Below are 15,042 nucleotides of genomic sequence, written 5' to 3'. Positions count from 1 at the left end.
GTAGATTGCGCCGATCCACCGAACCCCAGAGGAGTCGTTCCGGATGCAGCCGATCGTCGAGGTAGCCAGTGGAAAAGTACGCGGCCGAACGACGAACGGAGTGTCAGCGTTCCTCGGAATCCCTTACGCCGCACCACCGGTCGGCGCGGCGCGGTTCCGAGCGCCCACACCGGCAGCGACGTGGGACGGTATTCGTGATGCCACCGAGCATGGCCCCACATGCACTCAATCCCCCTATCCCCCACCCCTCGAGGCCTTGCTTCCGAAGAAGCAGATCCCGGGTCCGGACTACCTCAATGTGAACGTCTGGGCGCCGGAAACCGGAGCGTCGGGCTTACCGGTGATGGTCTGGATTCATGGCGGTGCGTTCACTCGCGGCTCGAACTCGATCTCGAACTACGACGGTTCCGCCTTCGCCCGGGACGGTGTGGTGCTCGTATCCATCAATTATCGCCTCGGTGTTTCGGGCTTCGTCTCCCTCGATGGCGCGCCGGATAATCGTGGGTTGCTCGATCAATTGTTCGCGCTCGCGTGGGTGCAGGAGAACATCGAGGCATTCGGCGGAGACCCAGCCAACGTCACCGTATTCGGCGAATCAGCGGGCGGGATCAGCATCGCGATGTTGCTCGGTGCCCCCGCCGCGCAGGGCTTGTTCGCAAAGGCGATCATCCAGAGCGGCAGCGGCGGAGTCGTTGCCGACCGGGCGGATGCGCAGCGGTTTGCCGCCGAACTTGCTGCACACCTAGGGATCTCACCGACGGCCGACGCGTTCTCGCGTGTGGCACCCGATGCGCTTACTGCCGCGCAGGATGCGCTCACCGCCGCGTTCGTCCTCGATCCGAACCCGGAACGCTGGGGCGACACTCTCGTACGAAACGGACTCGGAGTTACTCCGATATTTCCGGTACTCGACGGAGTGGTGATCCCCCGGCTGCCCGCGGAAACAATCCAGTCCGGTGCGGGAGCGAACGTTCCGCTTCTTGCAGGCACGACCACCGACGAGTTTCGCCTCTTCTTGATTCCGACCGGCATCGCCGTGGCGATCACGCCGGAGGCTCTGCCGTTCATGCTGAAGAGATTCGGCATCGATCCTGCTGTGGCAGAAACCTATTCCGCGAGTCGCCCGGAAGCGACGAGCGGCGACATCTTGTGTTCGATTCTTTCCGACCACGCGTTCCGCGGCCCGACCATGGACCTCGCGCTCACGCATTCGGCAGCGGGAAACTCCGTGTACGCCTACGAATTCGCCTGGCGAACAGCCGTTCAGGATCTACGCGCATGCCACGCACTCGAGATTCCCTTCGTATTCGACACGCTGGGAACAGAATTCGCCGCAGCTGGCGCCACACCACCACAGCGGGTCGCCGACGATATGCATTCGGCCTGGGTCGCGTTCGCAAGAACCGGAGACCCCGGATGGGCGGCATTCACGCAGGGGCGACGCTCAGTGCTGACCTTCGACGAGTCCGGGGGCGAACTCGTCGATGGTCCCCGCGCGTCCGAACTGGCAGTGCTCCAGGCGTCGGCGGCCACAGTCACCTGACGAATGTGCCCGCGCCGCATATCGTGAGCGGACCGAACTGCAGCGTCCCGACCTAGGGGCGGGCGACCGCACAAGAAATCGCAGCAACTAGCGATTCAACATCGTCACGATGAGGTTCGTTGCGTAAGTGGTGACTTCGGACTGGACCGCCTCGAACCGACCGTCGGTCCAGTCCAGCACCAATGACACCAGCGCACCCGCCAGCGCACTGCCCGCGAGCGCACGATCGGATCGATCGGGTGCGAACTCGACTCCCAATGCGGTTGCGAGCGCTGCGAGAAAGTCCGGCAGAATGACCGACCGTCGCTCGGTCAGCAACGGACTCGTGAGCGGTTCGCGTAGAAGCACCCGAACCCGGCGAACATCGGCGCCGAAGAATCCGGCTGCGCCTTCCACAGCGGCCGCTATCGTCGCCTCGGTATCGGGCCGAACCCCCGCGGACGCGATTGCCGCCGCCAACTCAGCATTGCACTCGTCGTACACGGCGGCGATCAATTCGTCTGTGTTGGTGAAACTTTCGTAGAAGTATCGCGGGCTGAGTTCGGCGCTCCGGCAGACGGCCCGCATCGTCACCCCGCCGACCCCCTCGTCGCCGAGCAGTTCGAAGCCCGCGCGCAGCAACGCAGTGCGCCGGTCCAGCACCCGATCGTCGAAGCTCTGCCCTCGCCACACCTTCGTTCCGGCTTGCTGCCGTTCGACCATCGTCTCGCACCCTTCAGACGTTCTGGAACCGCTTGATTCTAGTTCACGCGCGTGCAAGCATGATCTGGAATCGGTTGATCGCAGTTCGGCGGAGGCAAAGGGAGCTCGCGAATGTTCGACGAAGCACTTTTTCAAGCAGCACTGGCCAAACCGCGGCTGCGGCAGCCGGTTCCGCAGTTCCAGGCAGGTAACCGCGCCGGCGGGAGGGTCCCCGTGCTCGACGAAGCAGAACTCAACGCGATGACGCAGCAATGGTTCGAGGACCTGGAAAAGAAAGTTGCCCACTACCGCGGCTTCGGGATCGACATCGCCTGGGTCGTCGAGTGGTCCAAGAAGTACTGGTGGAGTTGGTTGATGCGCGACATGTCACGCAACGACGAGCTCTATACGAAGGACCTGCGATACAAGGACGTGACAACTTTCGGCCGCGTGATCGTCGGCCACGAAGAGTTCGTCAAGTACAACTTCGCCTTCTTCGACGCTATCCCCGACTGGCGCTACGACCCTTTGCCAGGACAGATCTACATCGACCTCGATCCGAGCGGCGAGGTCCGTGTGATCGTGCGCTACATAGGCAGTGGACATTTCGACGGCACCCTCCGGTTTTACCCGTACGACGACACGGCACCGTCGTTGCGCGGCACGGGATCCTTTCTCCAGTGCACAGCGGTCGACCGCTACCACTTCAACTCCGACGGACTCATGTACGAAGGCGAGACACTGTTCGACATTCTCGACGGGACCCAGTCGGCCGGCATCCTGCCCGCTGGTGACAGTTGGCAACTCCGCGCACTGATGCGCGCCTCGTATGTCCCTGGGATCATCCAGGATCTGCGCCGCCGCCTGCCGTAATGTCGCAACGATGAAGGGACTGGGCGACGCTTCGCTGGACGAACTACTCGATCGGCTCTACGCGGCAAATACCGGCCAAGAAGCCGGGGTCATCGAATACTTCACCGACCGGGCCAAGTCGGGAACGCTGGACTGGCGCCAACTCGACGACGACGCGAATCGATTCCTCGCCGACAAACTGGTTGCCCTCGATCGGGACAAAGCGTTGTTCTGCCACCGCCTGTGCGTCGCGTTGCGGGCTCGGCGCGTCGTGGAAGCCGGTACATCCCATGGCGTGTCGACACTCCACCTCGCGCAGGCGGTACGGCTCGTCGCCGAGGAAGATCGGGCCGAGGGTGTCGTGATCGCCACCGAGTACGAACCCGACAAAGCCGCGGTCGCGCGCAGGAACTTCGAAGCCGCAGGACTGTCGAAGTACATCGACCTCCGAGAGGGTGATCTGCGCGAAACACTCGCTGTGATCGAGGGCCCGGTGGACTTCGCCTTGATCGATATTTGGACCGAGATGGCCCGTCCCGCACTCGAACGGATTGCGCCGCAGTTGCGGCCCGGTGCTGTCGTGATCGCCGACAACACTGCCAGTTTCGCCACCGCGTACGAGCCCTACTTCGATTACGTCAACGACCCTGCGAACGGGTTCGTGACGCAGACGCTTCCCTTCGACGGCGGACTCGAAATGACGATCAAGCTCTGACCAGATCAGCGTCGAGTGCGCGGACGTGGTGGAGCGCGGCCGCGACCGCGGCGCGATCGGTGACCGCCAACAACGGGAGCCGGACGTGCGGACTCGAAATCCGTCCCTCCGCATGAAGAACAGCTTTGATCATCGTGGGATTGGGCTCTGACATAAGCGCGCACGCGGGTGCCACGAGGTTGTTCCCCAAAGTTCTTGCTTCCGAGAGCCTCTGGCCGCGCCACAGCTCGAACAGTTCGGCAAACGCCCCCGCGCAGACGTTCGCCGTCGCCAGGATTGCGCCGGCCGCACCCATCGCGAGCAATGGAGATGCGAGCGCGTCTTCGCCCGCAAGAAGGGCGAACGAATCCGCAGGCTCTGCGAGCAGGCGGGCGGTATCAGTGTCCAGCGAACCGACCGCCTGCTTGATGCCGACGATGCGCGGATGCTGCGCCAACCGCACGATGGATTGCCAACCCAGCTCCTGACCCGTGCGATACGGGACGTTGTACAGAATCAGCGGCAGTGGGCTGCGTTCAGCGACGTACTCGAAATGCGCGACTACCCCGGCCTGCCACGGCCGCGTGTAGTACGGAACCACCACAAGTGCCGCCGCTACATCTGCCTCCGTATGCAGCGCCTCGATCGCGCGAATCGTGCCTGCCGTGTCGTTCGCCCCCGCTCCGACCAGCAGCGGAACACCGCGCTCGCGACAGACTTTGCTGCAGATCCGGACCACCTCGCGACGTTCCTGCAGGCTCAAAGTCGCGGGCTCAGCAGTCGTTCCCAACGCTACGATTCCCGCCGCGCCGTCCGACAGCACCTCGTGTGCGAGGCGCTCCAGGTCGGCTGAGGCAAGTTCGCCTTCTGCAGTGAACGGCGTGACGAGAGGAACGAATATTCCTGACGGCTGAAAGCTCATACGACGAGTCTCGCCGGACTCATCATCAAGATCCAGTTACTGTTTGTAATAGGTTGCGTAAGCTGAACTGATGCTCGATATCCGCAAACTGAGACTGCTCCGCGAACTCGCGCATCGCGGCACCATCGCGGCGGTTGCGGAAGCGCTCTCTTACACTCCGTCCGCGGTGTCTCAGCAGCTCACCGCACTCGAACGTGAGGCCGGCCGACCGCTGCTGACGCGCACAGGGCGCGGAGTCAGTCTGACGCCCGCGGGGATCTTGCTCGTCGAGCACACAGAGCTCGTTCTGGCCGACCTGGAACGGGCAGAGGCTGCGCTGTCGGAAACTGAAACCCGGTTGGCGGGATCGGTCCGCCTCGGGGCATTTCCGACCGCGCTCCGGACGATCGTGCTACCCGCGATGCGCGAAATCGCTTCTGCTGAGGCGGCTTTGGAGCTGACGGTCACGGAGGTCGATCCCGCCGACGTACCGGACCTCCTGCGCAGCGGCCAGCTCGACCTTGCACTCGTACACGAATACGACAACGTGCCCTCTGCCATGGGGTCGGGCATCGAGCTCGAACCGCTTCTCGACGAGGTCGTATACCTCGCGTCGCGAACACCACCAGAAGCGTCGGGCGACGCAGTGATTCGCGGCCACTCCGCCAGCAAGTGGATCGTCGGCAATCCCGGCACGCTCTGCCACACCATGACCATCCGCACCTGCCAGGCACACGGCTACGAACCACGCGTAGCGCACCGGGTCGACGACTTCGCGACGGTCTTGCGCCTGGTCGCCGCGGGAGCCGGCGTTGCCCTGGTCCCGCAACTCGGCGCAACCGACGTTCCGAAAGGGGTCATTCTGACGCCTCTGACAATCGGCAGGCGGACTCGGATCGCATATCGACTTGGCAGCCGGTCCCAGCCCATGTTCAAAGCCGTGAGCGTCGAACTGCAGCACGCGGCCCGGCAGTTTCGCGTGGACTCGACAACGCGCACGCCACAAAGCGAATCGTGACAACCTGTCGCAAACCAGGCAGGCTATGCAGAATGCGGACTGTGGGATCCGGACTGTTCCTGCCACCCTTCGATGCCCTCGCCGATCCACTTCTCATCGCGCGGCTGGCGGCCGAAGCCGAGGAAGCCGGTTGGACGGGCGTCTTCGTGTGGGACCATCTGCGGTGGAGCGAGCCGGTGGCGGCCATCGTCGATCCGTGGATCACTTTGTCCGCCATAGCAACAGCGACGTCACGAATCCGGCTCGGGCCGATGGTGACACCGCTCGCACGCCGGCGGCCGGCGAAGGTCGCCAAAGAGACGGCGACTCTCGACCAGCTCAGTGGCGGCCGCCTGACGCTGGGCGTAGGGCTCGGCAGCGACGCGTACGGCATCGAATATACGAAGACCGGTGAGGAGGTCGACGACCGGAAGCGAGCGAGCATGCTCGACGAATCGCTCGAAGTGATCACACGCGCGTGGACCGGCGAGGAGGTCGTCCACCGGGGGGCGCACTACACCGTCGATGGGGTTCGCTTCCTGCCCCGGCCGGTGCAACATCCTCGAATTCCGGTCTGGGTCGCGGGATTGGCCGGCAACAAACGACCGCTGCGCCGAGCCGCGCGCTATGACGGATACTTTCCGGTCTTCATCGAAAGACCCGATCAGGTCGAGGAAATAGTTGCCGATATTGCAACACTCGGCGTGGCAGATGAATTCGACGTCATTATTCCGCTCGAACCCGGAACCGATCCTGCGCCGTACATCGCTGCGGGTGCAACGTGGCTTCTGGTCGAGTTTCCCTGGCGTACCGTTTCGGCGGATCTTGTTCGAGGAGTAATTCGCGACGGCCCCTGGGGCGGACAGGGGGAACCGCAATGACAGACGGAACCGACGGCTCGCTTCAGACTTCAGATGGGCGCACGCTCGCGTACATGTCTGTCGGACCGGCGGACGGTCCGTTGATATTGCATCAACATGGCGGCCCGGGCAGCCGGCTCGAAGCCATGCTTCTCGCCGACATCGCTCATTCGGTCGGCGTTCGGATCGTCGTGCTCGACCGTCCCGGTATGGGCAGGTCAACCGCGCAACGATCGCGCTGCTATGCGGGTTGGGCCGACGATTTACAGGTCGCAGCAACTGCTTTGGGAGCTGACGTATTCGCTGTGACCGGCGTTTCCGAAGGCGGACCGTGGGCCCTCGCGGCCGCCTACTACATTCCCGAGGCGCGCCTGGCGAACGCAACCTGCATGGCAGGCGGCTGCTATGGAACCTTCGGTGCGAACTGGGCGGCGCAATATCTCTCGAAAGCCGACGCGCTCGGCGGTCGCCTCGCGATGCAGTTTCGGCCCGGCTTCGCGGCGATGTACGCAATTCTGGGCGTGACGGTCACAAAGTTTCCCAAGCAATACGCGAAAACGATAATGAAGTCCGTCTCCGCTTCGGACCGACTCGTACTCGAGCGGCCCGGCGCCATGGACATGTTCGTGCAAGACAGTGCCGAGTGCTTCCGCGCGGGGTCATCGGGTCTCGTCATCGACGCGGAATTGCTGTATCGGCAATGGGAATTCGATGTCACGAAAATTGTCCGGCCCGTTCATTTCTGGCAAGGATTGGCCGACACGTTGGTTCCCCCGGTCATCAACCAAACCGTCGCGGAGCGAACACCGGGGGCAATATGGCACCCCGTCGAAGGTGAAGGTCACCTGCTGTCGTTCGTCCATCCGGAAATCTTTCAGCAGGCGAAGGACGATATCCAAGCAGCGAAATCGGCCTGACCGCCGGTAGCTAACTGTTGGCGAGAATCGCGTATTGCGCAGCGGCACGCTGCCGAACGTCGTCTTCCTCGTTACTCCAGACGCTCGCAAGGTACCGGCCGTAGGTCACGTTGCAGACGAAGCGGAGGTTGGCGCTGTCGGTCCAAATTTCCTGGTTCTGTTCATAACAGCGCGCGTCGGAGATACCTTCGGGTGCGGGCACGTCGTGATCGATCCGTGTACCCGCGTAGCTTCGGACGGTCTTCGACAGAAGATCGCTGGCCGCGCCCTCGTCGGCTGCCCGCAAGATTTGGGCGTCGTTGCTGAACGCGCACCGATCGACCTCAGCCTGCTCGAACAAATGCTCCTTGTGCGGTTCGCTGTTCTCACAGAGTTCAGCGGCCCGTGGGCCCATGCTGCCGAAGTCGGCCGATATCTTCGGTTGCTGATCTGTGGTGAAGACCCGGGTGAGGATGCGATCCGGGTCGCGCGGAAGCGACGTGAGCGAGACCGTCGTTGCCGGAATCACGTTGGCCATCAAAGGTGTCTGTAGGTCGAACACCTTCTCGACTCGCTGCAACAACGAGTCGATATCCGGCGCGGTCGAACTTGCGGTGATGACCGCAGTGACAAGTGATCCCCTCGCCATCGTCGCGGCAACGGATGGGCTACCCGATCGATAATGCGCTTTGGCGTCCGGATATCCCGGGACCGCGGCCTGCCTGTTATCAGCGTTTGCAGCGAAGTCGACGGCGTCGATTTCTGCCGCCGCCCGCGCAGCAGCGTCGGGATTGGGAAAGCTCATCACAACCGTGATCAGCGCATCACCGTTCGGGTCGCGGAGAAAGTCCTGGATGCGCTCTGAATATCCTTGGACTTGATAGGCGCTGATCATCCCGAATTGCTCCAACACCGGCTGGATGATCGGAAGTGCCGTACCCGCGAGGGTCGTGGCGACGAGCTCCGGATCGGGAGCGGCCAATCCGTAGCGGTAGTCCAGCTTCCGATCGACCGCGTACGGGTCGGCAAGCGCCTCCGCGAGTCGGAAGGCTTCCAGGTAGCGGCCCTCCGCCTCGGTCGGCGGTCCGGAGACTTGCTGTGGTTCTGGCGAATACCGACCCATGTCGAGCGCGCTGACGTCCACCGCCGGAGTGGTTCTGTCGGCGTCCGTTTCAGCCGACTCGCCGCCGAATTTCCAGATCCCGAGTCCGATCGCCAGCGCGATGACGATGACGAGGACCGCAGCTCCGACGACGAGCCGTCGCCGTCGGTGCGGCGCTGCAGGACCCGGAGTGGTGCCGGGTTGCTGGGTCGGCGGTTGCTGGATCGGCGGCTGTTGCTGGGCATATCCGCCGGGGACCGGTCCCCCGCGGTTCATCGGACTGGCAACCGTGGCAGTGCGGCTGTCCGCCGCAAGCGCATCTCGAGCCGCGGCGGCCAACGCACCCGCTGTCGCGTACCGGTGGCCGGGATTCTTGGCAAGCCCCCGCGCGATTACGGGGTCCAGAGCCTGCGGTGTCCCAGGACGTGTGACGGACGGCCTCGGTGGCGGCTCGAACAGGTGGGCTCGCACGACTTGCGCATCGGTATCTGCACGGAAAGGACGCCTGCCGGTCAGGCATTCGTAGAGCACACAGGCGAGTGCGTAGGTATCGGCGGCGGCTGTGATGGGCCCTTCTTCGAAGCGTTCCGGTGCCATGTAGCCGTAGGAACCGACGGCCCCACCGATTGCGGTGAGCCGCTCGTCGGTTGTCGAGTTCGCTATTCCGAAATCGACAAGGTAGGCAAAGTCGTCGCTCGGAGTGAGCAGGATGTTGTCGGGTTTGACGTCGCGGTGGACGAGTCCGTCGCGGTGAGCGGCGTCGAGCGCAGCACCGATCTGGGCAACGATGGCGACCGCGCGCGCCGGGGGTAACGGCCCGGTGGTGACGATGACCTCGCGAAGGCTGCTCCCTTCGACAAGGCGCATGTCCAGATACAGGTGGCCATCGATTTCGCCGTAGTCGTGAATCGGGATGACATGCGCTTCCTTCAGGCGCGCGGCTGCGTGTGCCTCGCGCCGGAACCGTTGCCGGAAGACGGGATCACCGGCAACCTGTTCGGTCAGGACTTTCAGTGCGACGGTCCGGTCCTTGACGGTGTCGTACGCCTCGTAGACCTCACCCATGCCGCCACGGCCGAGCAGGCGGTCGAGCCGGTAGTGCCCGAACATCGTGCCTACTCGCGGCATCGCCCCCTCGACCATTCCGCGCCCTCCATCCCCGGCACCAAGCCCATCGGATCGACCGAATTGTCCCACGGTCGGCGGTGACTCACTGCGAGATCTGTGCGCGCACAAAAAATCTCGACAGCCGGCAGCGATCCGAAGTGCGCAATCGCAGTCTCGACCAGTTCCAAACCACTTGCGCGCCTGCTGGTATCGATCAGGTAAACCCTTGCTGTTCAGGGTTCGGAGGCGTGTACTTAGTACAACCACTTGTTGGAGTCCCGGGCCTGAGCGCGAGGCGGCAGAGAGAGGATTCGACATGATTCGAGCCGATCAGCACACCGTGGAAATGATCATGGAACGGCGGCGGCACCGGCAGCTGAGGCACCATCACCGGACCCGCGCGATGCGGCGCATGCAGGCACACTTCGCCCTCGAGCATCACCTGTTCGCAGCGGGCTGACTTTCGGGCAGAGTCTCCACGGCGTCGAACGTCTCCACGGCATCGAACGTCTCCACGGCGCCGAACTTCTCCACGGCGCCGAACTTCTCCGCGGCGACGAACGTCTCCTCGGCGACCATCTCCCGGAAGACCTCCTCGCCGATCGCTGCGATCACGTCACCGGTTTGCGTCGCCATGGCACGTAGCGCAACGAACTTGCGATCGAGTTCCGCGCCCGCGAAGCAGCGGTGTGTGTCGGCGTTTTCGGCAGCGACGCCGGTCGGCCGGTCGTCGGTCATGTACATGTTCCACTCTTCGTAGAGGTCACCGAAGCGGGCGAGGTCGGCCACCGTCGGGGTCGCATACAGCAATCTGGCGCGGCGCCCAGAGTTGCGCCACGCTGCCGTCACCCAGCGGTGCACCGCGATGTGGTCGGGGTGATACGTCATGCCGTCAGCGCCGAACGTCAAGACCGTGTCCGGCTCGACATCGTCGAACAACTGCTCGGCCCAGCGGTGTCCGGCACGCGAATGCGCCGTGAGCGCGCCGTCCGGCAAGCCGAGAATGCGATGTTCGTCGACACCGAGGACGCCCATTGCCGCTGCAGCCTCCCAGCGGCGGACCCGTCCAAGCCTGCTGGGCGGCCACGTCAGCGGATCGGAGGTGCCCAACTCCCCCGCGCTGGCCGAGGCGCACACGACGCGCTGACCGTCGTCGCGCGCCGCGGCCATGATGCCGCCGGCGAGGTAGGTTTCATCGTCAGGGTGCGCCCAGACCGACAGGATCGTGCCGAGGTCGGTGCTTCGAATTGTCATGCAGCACAGCGTCGGGCATGGTGCTGTCACCGCCCTGTCATCGCCTCACATGCCGTGGGACCGGATGGGAGTGCCGTGACAGGCAAGCCGGCCACAGTAGTGCCATGACTGACGCACTCATCCACACAGCCACCGAACTACCCGTCGAGATGCTCGAGCGGTTCCATTCCCGCGCAGGCGAACTGGACCGGACCAATGCCTACTTCGAACAAGACCTGGCCGAACTCCGATCCATCGGCTACCTCGCCGCCACCGTCCCCGTCGAACGCGGTGGTTGGGGACTCGACCTCGCCCAGTTCGCGGCGAGCCAGCGTCGACTCGCCCGCTATGCGCCCGCGACCGCTTTGGCAATGACGATGCACTCGTACTGGATCGGTATTGCGAACGAGCTCGACAAGATGGGCGACACGTCTTTGCGCTGGATCCAGGACGCCGCGGTGGCGGGTGAGGTGTTCGCTGCCGGACATGCAGAGCGCGGCAATGACATTCCGGTCCTCATGTCCACTTGCCGTGCCGAGCGGGTCGCCGGCGGCTACCGGCTGACCGGTCGCAAACAATTCGGATCCAACGGACCGGCGTGGGGCTGGCTGGGCGCTCATGCACTCGACGTCGATGCTCCGGGCGGTCCGCAAATTGTGCACGCCTTCGTCGAGCGCACCAGCCATGGGGTGAGCGTCGTCGAGACGTGGGACACCCTGGGCATGCGCCCGACCCAGAGCCACGACACCGTGCTCGACAACGTCTTTGTGCCTGACGAGCGCGTCGGAAGGGTTGTCCCTGCAGGCGACGGTTCCGACCCATTTGTGGTCGCGCTGGCGGTCTGGCCCCTCGCGCTGATCGCCGCGGTGTATGTGGGTATCGCCGATCGCGCGTTGGAGTTGGCGACGGGCGGTGCCCTGAAAAAGACTTCGGTCGCCATCGAACGCGGCGCATACGCCTACAACCCGTTCGTGCAGCACCAGGTCGCCGAGATGTATCTCGCGCTCGACGCGGCATCCGCAACACACGATCGGTTCGTCGCCGATTGGGTGGCCGGTGTCGAGCACGGCGCCGCGTGGGTACCCAAGGTGTACTCGATGAAGTGGCACGCGGTCGAGGCGGCCAAGCGCGTCGTCGATATCGCACTCGACGTCTCCGGCGGCGCCGGGATGTTCCGCGGTAACGAGCTCGAGCGACTCTACCGGGATGTTCGCTGTGGGGGCTTCCATCCCGGCAACGACGCCCTCACCCACGAACTCGTGGGAAAGGCCGTGTTGGGCTTGCTCGGCGAGCAACCACGCTGGTAGCGAACTACAAAGAGCGCAAAGCGAATTCGAGCAGGGCGTCGCCATCCAGGGCGGCGCCCTGTGCGCGTGCGGCCGCGTAGGCTTCGACGCCCATCGACTCGCCGAGCCGATCCGAGAGTGCGGCGAGTACGACCTCGTCGGTGCCGAAGACGCGGTGCCCGGTGGTACTCGAACGGATCGCCCCTTCCAGCACAGCGGCGTCGCGCCACCTGCCGAGCCGGTCCAGCAAGACCGCGATCGAACGGAGCATCGTCCACTGCGTCGACCACATGCCTGCTCGCCGCCAGTGACGGATCAAGTTCGCGTAATCCCGTGCGACCGCCTCGAGATCGGTTCCGAGGCGCATGTCGATCGACGCCTTGGACGCGCCCGCCACACCGACGACGAACCCTGCATTCGTCGCGTCGGCGATCTGTAGCGCCCGGTCGAACCTGTCCCGCGCGCGGCTGTCCAAGCCCGCCGCCAAATCAGCCTCCCCTGCGCAGTACCACACATAAGCAGCATGTGGACTGACGAGATCGCCGAGTTCGCCGATCAAGGCGGCTCCGAGCGCCTCCGCCGAAGGGGCCTGCGCGTAGCCGAGCGCGAGCAACTCCGAGGCCGCTGCAAACGGTCGATACGTCGGCTCGGACAGGGCAGCCGCTTCGGCAGCGCTCCGGTACCAGGCTGCGGACTCGCTGAGCCTGCCTTCGAACAAATCGAACCCGCCATTCGCCGCTGACACGCGCGGTGGCACCGGACCGCCGACACGCTGCGCGACCCGTAGGGCTCGGCGGGCACGTATCCCACACGCATTCACATCGCCCGCCATCCACGCGGCGTACGCGGCCGCCGCCCACATCTCCGCCGCGAACGGACTGTCGTCGCCCGGATCGGCTGCCGCCACACGTTCCGCCCACACCAGTACGTCCGGTCGCAATCGGAGGAAGCAGTAGTCGATAAGCGCCACCACGAGCCGGCCCGCAGACGCCACCCGCTGGTGGTCGAGCAGCCAATCGAGCGCACGGAGCAACTCGGGGACTGTCTCGTCGACCTGGCCGATGACGGCGGCGTCTGACTCGGACAGGCGCTTGTTGGCGTTTTCGGCCCAATCGATCAGGTACAGGGCATGCCGTTCGCGTACCGAATCGCGTCGGTCGGCTGTCGCGAGTCGCTCGCCACCATAGGTCCGCAGCGTCTCCAACAAGGCATATCTGCGTTGCGGAATGCGCGTGACCAGCGACCGCTCCACGAGCTGAGCGAGGCGCTCACCTGCGGTCGCGCGCTCGAGAGCACACACTGCGGCGGCACCCGTCACATCGAAGGCACCCGCAAACACCGACACGTCGGTGAAGGTTTCCTTCAGTTCGTCATCGAGCAGTGCGAACGACCACGAGACCGCGGCAGCAAGTGATCCGTGCCTCGACGATGTGCGGTAGCCGGTGGACAGGAACTCGAAACGACGGTCGAGCCCGGCAGCAATCTCGTCGATATCGTGGCTGTGCATTCGCGCGGCCGCAAGCTCTATCGCAAGCGGCAATCGGTCGAGTTCGCCTACGATCCAACCGATTCGGTCTACGTCGGGGCGCAACGTCGCGTCGCCCGTCACGTCTCGGGCACGCGCAAGAAAGAGTTGTACTGCGTCTTCCACCGTGAGGGGCGGGACTACGTGGATCTGCTCGCCGGAGATTCGCAGCCGTTCACGGCTCGTCGCTATCGCCCGGATGTTGGGGCAGTGCGTCAGCACATGGTCGGCAAGTTGCGCGATCGGCGCAAGGACATGTTCGCAATTATCAAGGAGCACAATCAGTTCCGAATCGGCGATGACACTCGCGATCCGCTCCGGAATTGGCGTGCCGGGCCGCACATCGATTCCCAGCGCGGCGGAAACCAGATCGGCGGCAGATGACTCGTCGGCCCGCGAGAGTTCACACAGGACGACCGGTACGTCGGTTCGTGTTGCGGCCCAGCGTCGCCCGAGCTCGAGCAGAATGCGGGTCTTCCCCACGCCACCGGGGCCGACGAGGCTGAGCAGCCTCGCAGCCTGGGACTGGGTGGTCAGTTCGGCGACCAGTTCGGCGCGACCGATCAGTGCTGTTGTCGCAAGCGGTAGGCGATTTTCCGGCGACCAATCTACGGGCGCGGACTGAGTGAGCAATTCGCGGTGTCGGGCCGCGAGTGCGGGCGAGGGTTCGATCCCGAGGTCGTCCGCCAGCAACCTACGGAAGTCGTCGTACACGCGCAGGGCATCGGCCACGCGCCCGCTCGCCGCAAGTGTCTCCATCAGCAGCGCACGCGGTTGCTCACGCATCGGGTGTTCGTCAGCGAGCGCCTGCAACTCGACCGCAAGACCGTCGACGCTGCCGTTTGCGAGCAGGACACGTGCCCGAAGCTCGTGCGCGCGGACTCGCAACTCTTCGACCCGCTCCGTTTCGATGCGAGCCTCGGCGACATCGTCGAGGTCTGCGTACGCCGGCCCGCGCCACCGGCGCAATGTTGCCTCGACCTCCGCGAGTGCGGCCGGATCCGATGACGCCAAGCCAAGCGCCGCCGCCAGCCGGTCCGCGTCGACGTCGACCGCCGCGGGGTCGATCCGATAGCCGTCGCCAACCGACTCGATCACTCCGGGCGGTAGTACCTGACGAATTCGGGAGACGTGGTTCTGGAGCGCGGCCACCGGATCTGCCGGCCGACCCCGCGGCCACAGCACCTCTGCTGCGACATCGAGCGGAAGCACCCGACCCCTACGGAGTACGAGCATCGCAAGCAACCTTCGTGGCAGCTTTCCGGCCGGAGTCAGATCCCGGTCGTCGGCACCGAGCACGCGCAGTGGCCCCAGAACATCCAACCGGAGCCGCGCCCCCGTGCCTGGAACGTCATTGCGGGACAT

Annotated in this window: 13 protein-coding genes; 8 read left to right on the top strand and 5 right to left on the bottom strand. The window is 64.6% G+C overall.

Translation table 11 applies throughout. The features are described 5' to 3' along the window. Window positions 1-43: 43 nt before the first annotated feature. Window positions 44-1,543, top strand: a complete 1,500-nt coding sequence (locus JGU72_RS08185; protein WP_199683324.1) for a carboxylesterase/lipase family protein — start codon at window positions 44-46, stop codon at window positions 1,541-1,543. Between the two features lie 87 nt (window positions 1,544-1,630). On the opposite strand, the gene JGU72_RS08180 is transcribed toward JGU72_RS08185, so the two are convergent. After that, window positions 1,631-2,245, bottom strand: coding sequence for a TetR/AcrR family transcriptional regulator (locus tag JGU72_RS08180; RefSeq protein WP_199683323.1), 615 nt, complete (start codon window positions 2,243-2,245; stop codon window positions 1,631-1,633). Window positions 2,246-2,356: 111 nt separating this feature from the next. Between JGU72_RS08180 and JGU72_RS08175 the strand changes: the two genes are divergently transcribed. Both JGU72_RS08175 and JGU72_RS08170 read left to right on the top strand, forming a co-directional pair. Next, entirely contained in the window at window positions 2,357-3,097 is a 741-nt protein-coding gene (locus JGU72_RS08175) for a nuclear transport factor 2 family protein (RefSeq protein ID WP_199683322.1), read from the top strand. A 10-nt stretch (window positions 3,098-3,107) separates the two neighbouring features. Further along, complete coding sequence (locus tag JGU72_RS08170; protein WP_199683321.1) at window positions 3,108-3,791, top strand: O-methyltransferase; 684 nt, start codon at window positions 3,108-3,110, stop codon at window positions 3,789-3,791. On the opposite strand, the gene dapA is transcribed toward JGU72_RS08170, so the two are convergent. Further along, the gene (gene dapA / locus JGU72_RS08165) at window positions 3,781-4,692 is read right to left on the bottom strand and encodes a 4-hydroxy-tetrahydrodipicolinate synthase (RefSeq protein ID WP_199683320.1); all 912 of its coding nucleotides are present in this window, start codon (window positions 4,690-4,692) and stop codon (window positions 3,781-3,783) included. The genes JGU72_RS08170 and dapA overlap by 11 nt on opposite strands. 70 nt (window positions 4,693-4,762) lie before the next feature. Between dapA and JGU72_RS08160 the strand changes: the two genes are divergently transcribed. From JGU72_RS08160 to JGU72_RS08150, 3 genes are read left to right on the top strand one after another with little or no spacing between them, the layout of a single operon-like run. Then, window positions 4,763-5,689, top strand: coding sequence for a LysR family transcriptional regulator (locus JGU72_RS08160; protein WP_199683319.1), 927 nt, complete (start codon window positions 4,763-4,765; stop codon window positions 5,687-5,689). A 32-nt stretch (window positions 5,690-5,721) separates the two neighbouring features. Continuing rightward, window positions 5,722-6,549, top strand: coding sequence for an LLM class flavin-dependent oxidoreductase (locus JGU72_RS08155; protein ID WP_199683318.1), 828 nt, complete (start codon window positions 5,722-5,724; stop codon window positions 6,547-6,549). Beyond that, a complete protein-coding gene (locus JGU72_RS08150; protein WP_199683317.1) occupies window positions 6,546-7,445 on the top strand; it encodes an alpha/beta fold hydrolase in 900 nt (299 codons plus the stop codon). The genes JGU72_RS08155 and JGU72_RS08150 overlap by 4 nt, the downstream gene beginning before the upstream one ends. Before the next feature lie 10 nt (window positions 7,446-7,455). Here JGU72_RS08150 and JGU72_RS31235 read toward each other — a convergent pair whose 3' ends face one another. Beyond that, window positions 7,456-9,669 carry a serine/threonine-protein kinase gene (locus JGU72_RS31235; protein WP_199683316.1) on the bottom strand — a complete coding sequence of 738 codons (2,214 nt, stop codon included), beginning with the start codon at window positions 9,667-9,669 and terminating at the stop codon, window positions 7,456-7,458. A 280-nt stretch (window positions 9,670-9,949) separates the two neighbouring features. Between JGU72_RS31235 and JGU72_RS08140 the strand changes: the two genes are divergently transcribed. Further along, the gene (locus JGU72_RS08140; protein ID WP_199683315.1) at window positions 9,950-10,093 is read left to right on the top strand and encodes a hypothetical protein; all 144 of its coding nucleotides are present in this window, start codon (window positions 9,950-9,952) and stop codon (window positions 10,091-10,093) included. Here JGU72_RS08140 and JGU72_RS08135 read toward each other — a convergent pair. Further along, a complete protein-coding gene (locus tag JGU72_RS08135) occupies window positions 10,072-10,887 on the bottom strand; it encodes a PIG-L deacetylase family protein (protein WP_199683314.1) in 816 nt (271 codons plus the stop codon). The genes JGU72_RS08140 and JGU72_RS08135 overlap by 22 nt on opposite strands. Window positions 10,888-10,991: 104 nt before the next feature. On the opposite strand from JGU72_RS08135, the gene JGU72_RS08130 reads away from it, so the two are divergent. Beyond that, the gene (locus JGU72_RS08130; RefSeq protein ID WP_199683313.1) at window positions 10,992-12,173 is read left to right on the top strand and encodes an acyl-CoA dehydrogenase family protein; all 1,182 of its coding nucleotides are present in this window, start codon (window positions 10,992-10,994) and stop codon (window positions 12,171-12,173) included. Between the two features lie 4 nt (window positions 12,174-12,177). Here JGU72_RS08130 and JGU72_RS08125 read toward each other — a convergent pair whose 3' ends face one another. After that, complete coding sequence (locus tag JGU72_RS08125; RefSeq protein ID WP_199683312.1) at window positions 12,178-15,042, bottom strand: AfsR/SARP family transcriptional regulator; 2,865 nt, start codon at window positions 15,040-15,042, stop codon at window positions 12,178-12,180.

It is taken from the genome of Antrihabitans auranticaus (assembly GCF_016481275.1).
Lineage (GTDB): Bacteria > Actinomycetota > Actinomycetes > Mycobacteriales > Mycobacteriaceae > Antrihabitans.
The sequence above is the reverse complement of the archived record's forward strand: the minus strand, read 5'-3'. Positions and strand labels throughout refer to the sequence as shown.

Bases quoted from the DNA above. Each gene is read 5' to 3' on its own strand.
- JGU72_RS08155 (WP_199683318.1), top strand. From the start codon at position 5,722: ATGCGGACTGTGGGATCCGGACTGTTCCTGCCACCCTTCGATGCCCTC.
- JGU72_RS08170 (WP_199683321.1), top strand. From the start codon at position 3,108: ATGAAGGGACTGGGCGACGCTTCGCTGGACGAACTACTCGATCGGCTC.
- JGU72_RS08125 (WP_199683312.1), bottom strand. From the start codon at position 15,042: ATGTCCCGCAATGACGTTCCAGGCACGGGGGCGCGGCTCCGGTTGGAT.
- JGU72_RS08185 (WP_199683324.1), top strand. From the start codon at position 44: ATGCAGCCGATCGTCGAGGTAGCCAGTGGAAAAGTACGCGGCCGAACG.
- JGU72_RS08160 (WP_199683319.1), top strand. From the start codon at position 4,763: ATGCTCGATATCCGCAAACTGAGACTGCTCCGCGAACTCGCGCATCGC.
- JGU72_RS31235 (WP_199683316.1), bottom strand. From the start codon at position 9,669: ATGGTCGAGGGGGCGATGCCGCGAGTAGGCACGATGTTCGGGCACTAC.
- dapA (WP_199683320.1), bottom strand. From the start codon at position 4,692: ATGAGCTTTCAGCCGTCAGGAATATTCGTTCCTCTCGTCACGCCGTTC.
- JGU72_RS08135 (WP_199683314.1), bottom strand. From the start codon at position 10,887: ATGACAATTCGAAGCACCGACCTCGGCACGATCCTGTCGGTCTGGGCG.
- JGU72_RS08130 (WP_199683313.1), top strand. From the start codon at position 10,992: ATGACTGACGCACTCATCCACACAGCCACCGAACTACCCGTCGAGATG.
- JGU72_RS08175 (WP_199683322.1), top strand. From the start codon at position 2,357: ATGTTCGACGAAGCACTTTTTCAAGCAGCACTGGCCAAACCGCGGCTG.
- JGU72_RS08150 (WP_199683317.1), top strand. From the start codon at position 6,546: ATGACAGACGGAACCGACGGCTCGCTTCAGACTTCAGATGGGCGCACG.
- JGU72_RS08140 (WP_199683315.1), top strand. From the start codon at position 9,950: ATGATTCGAGCCGATCAGCACACCGTGGAAATGATCATGGAACGGCGG.
- JGU72_RS08180 (WP_199683323.1), bottom strand. From the start codon at position 2,245: ATGGTCGAACGGCAGCAAGCCGGAACGAAGGTGTGGCGAGGGCAGAGC.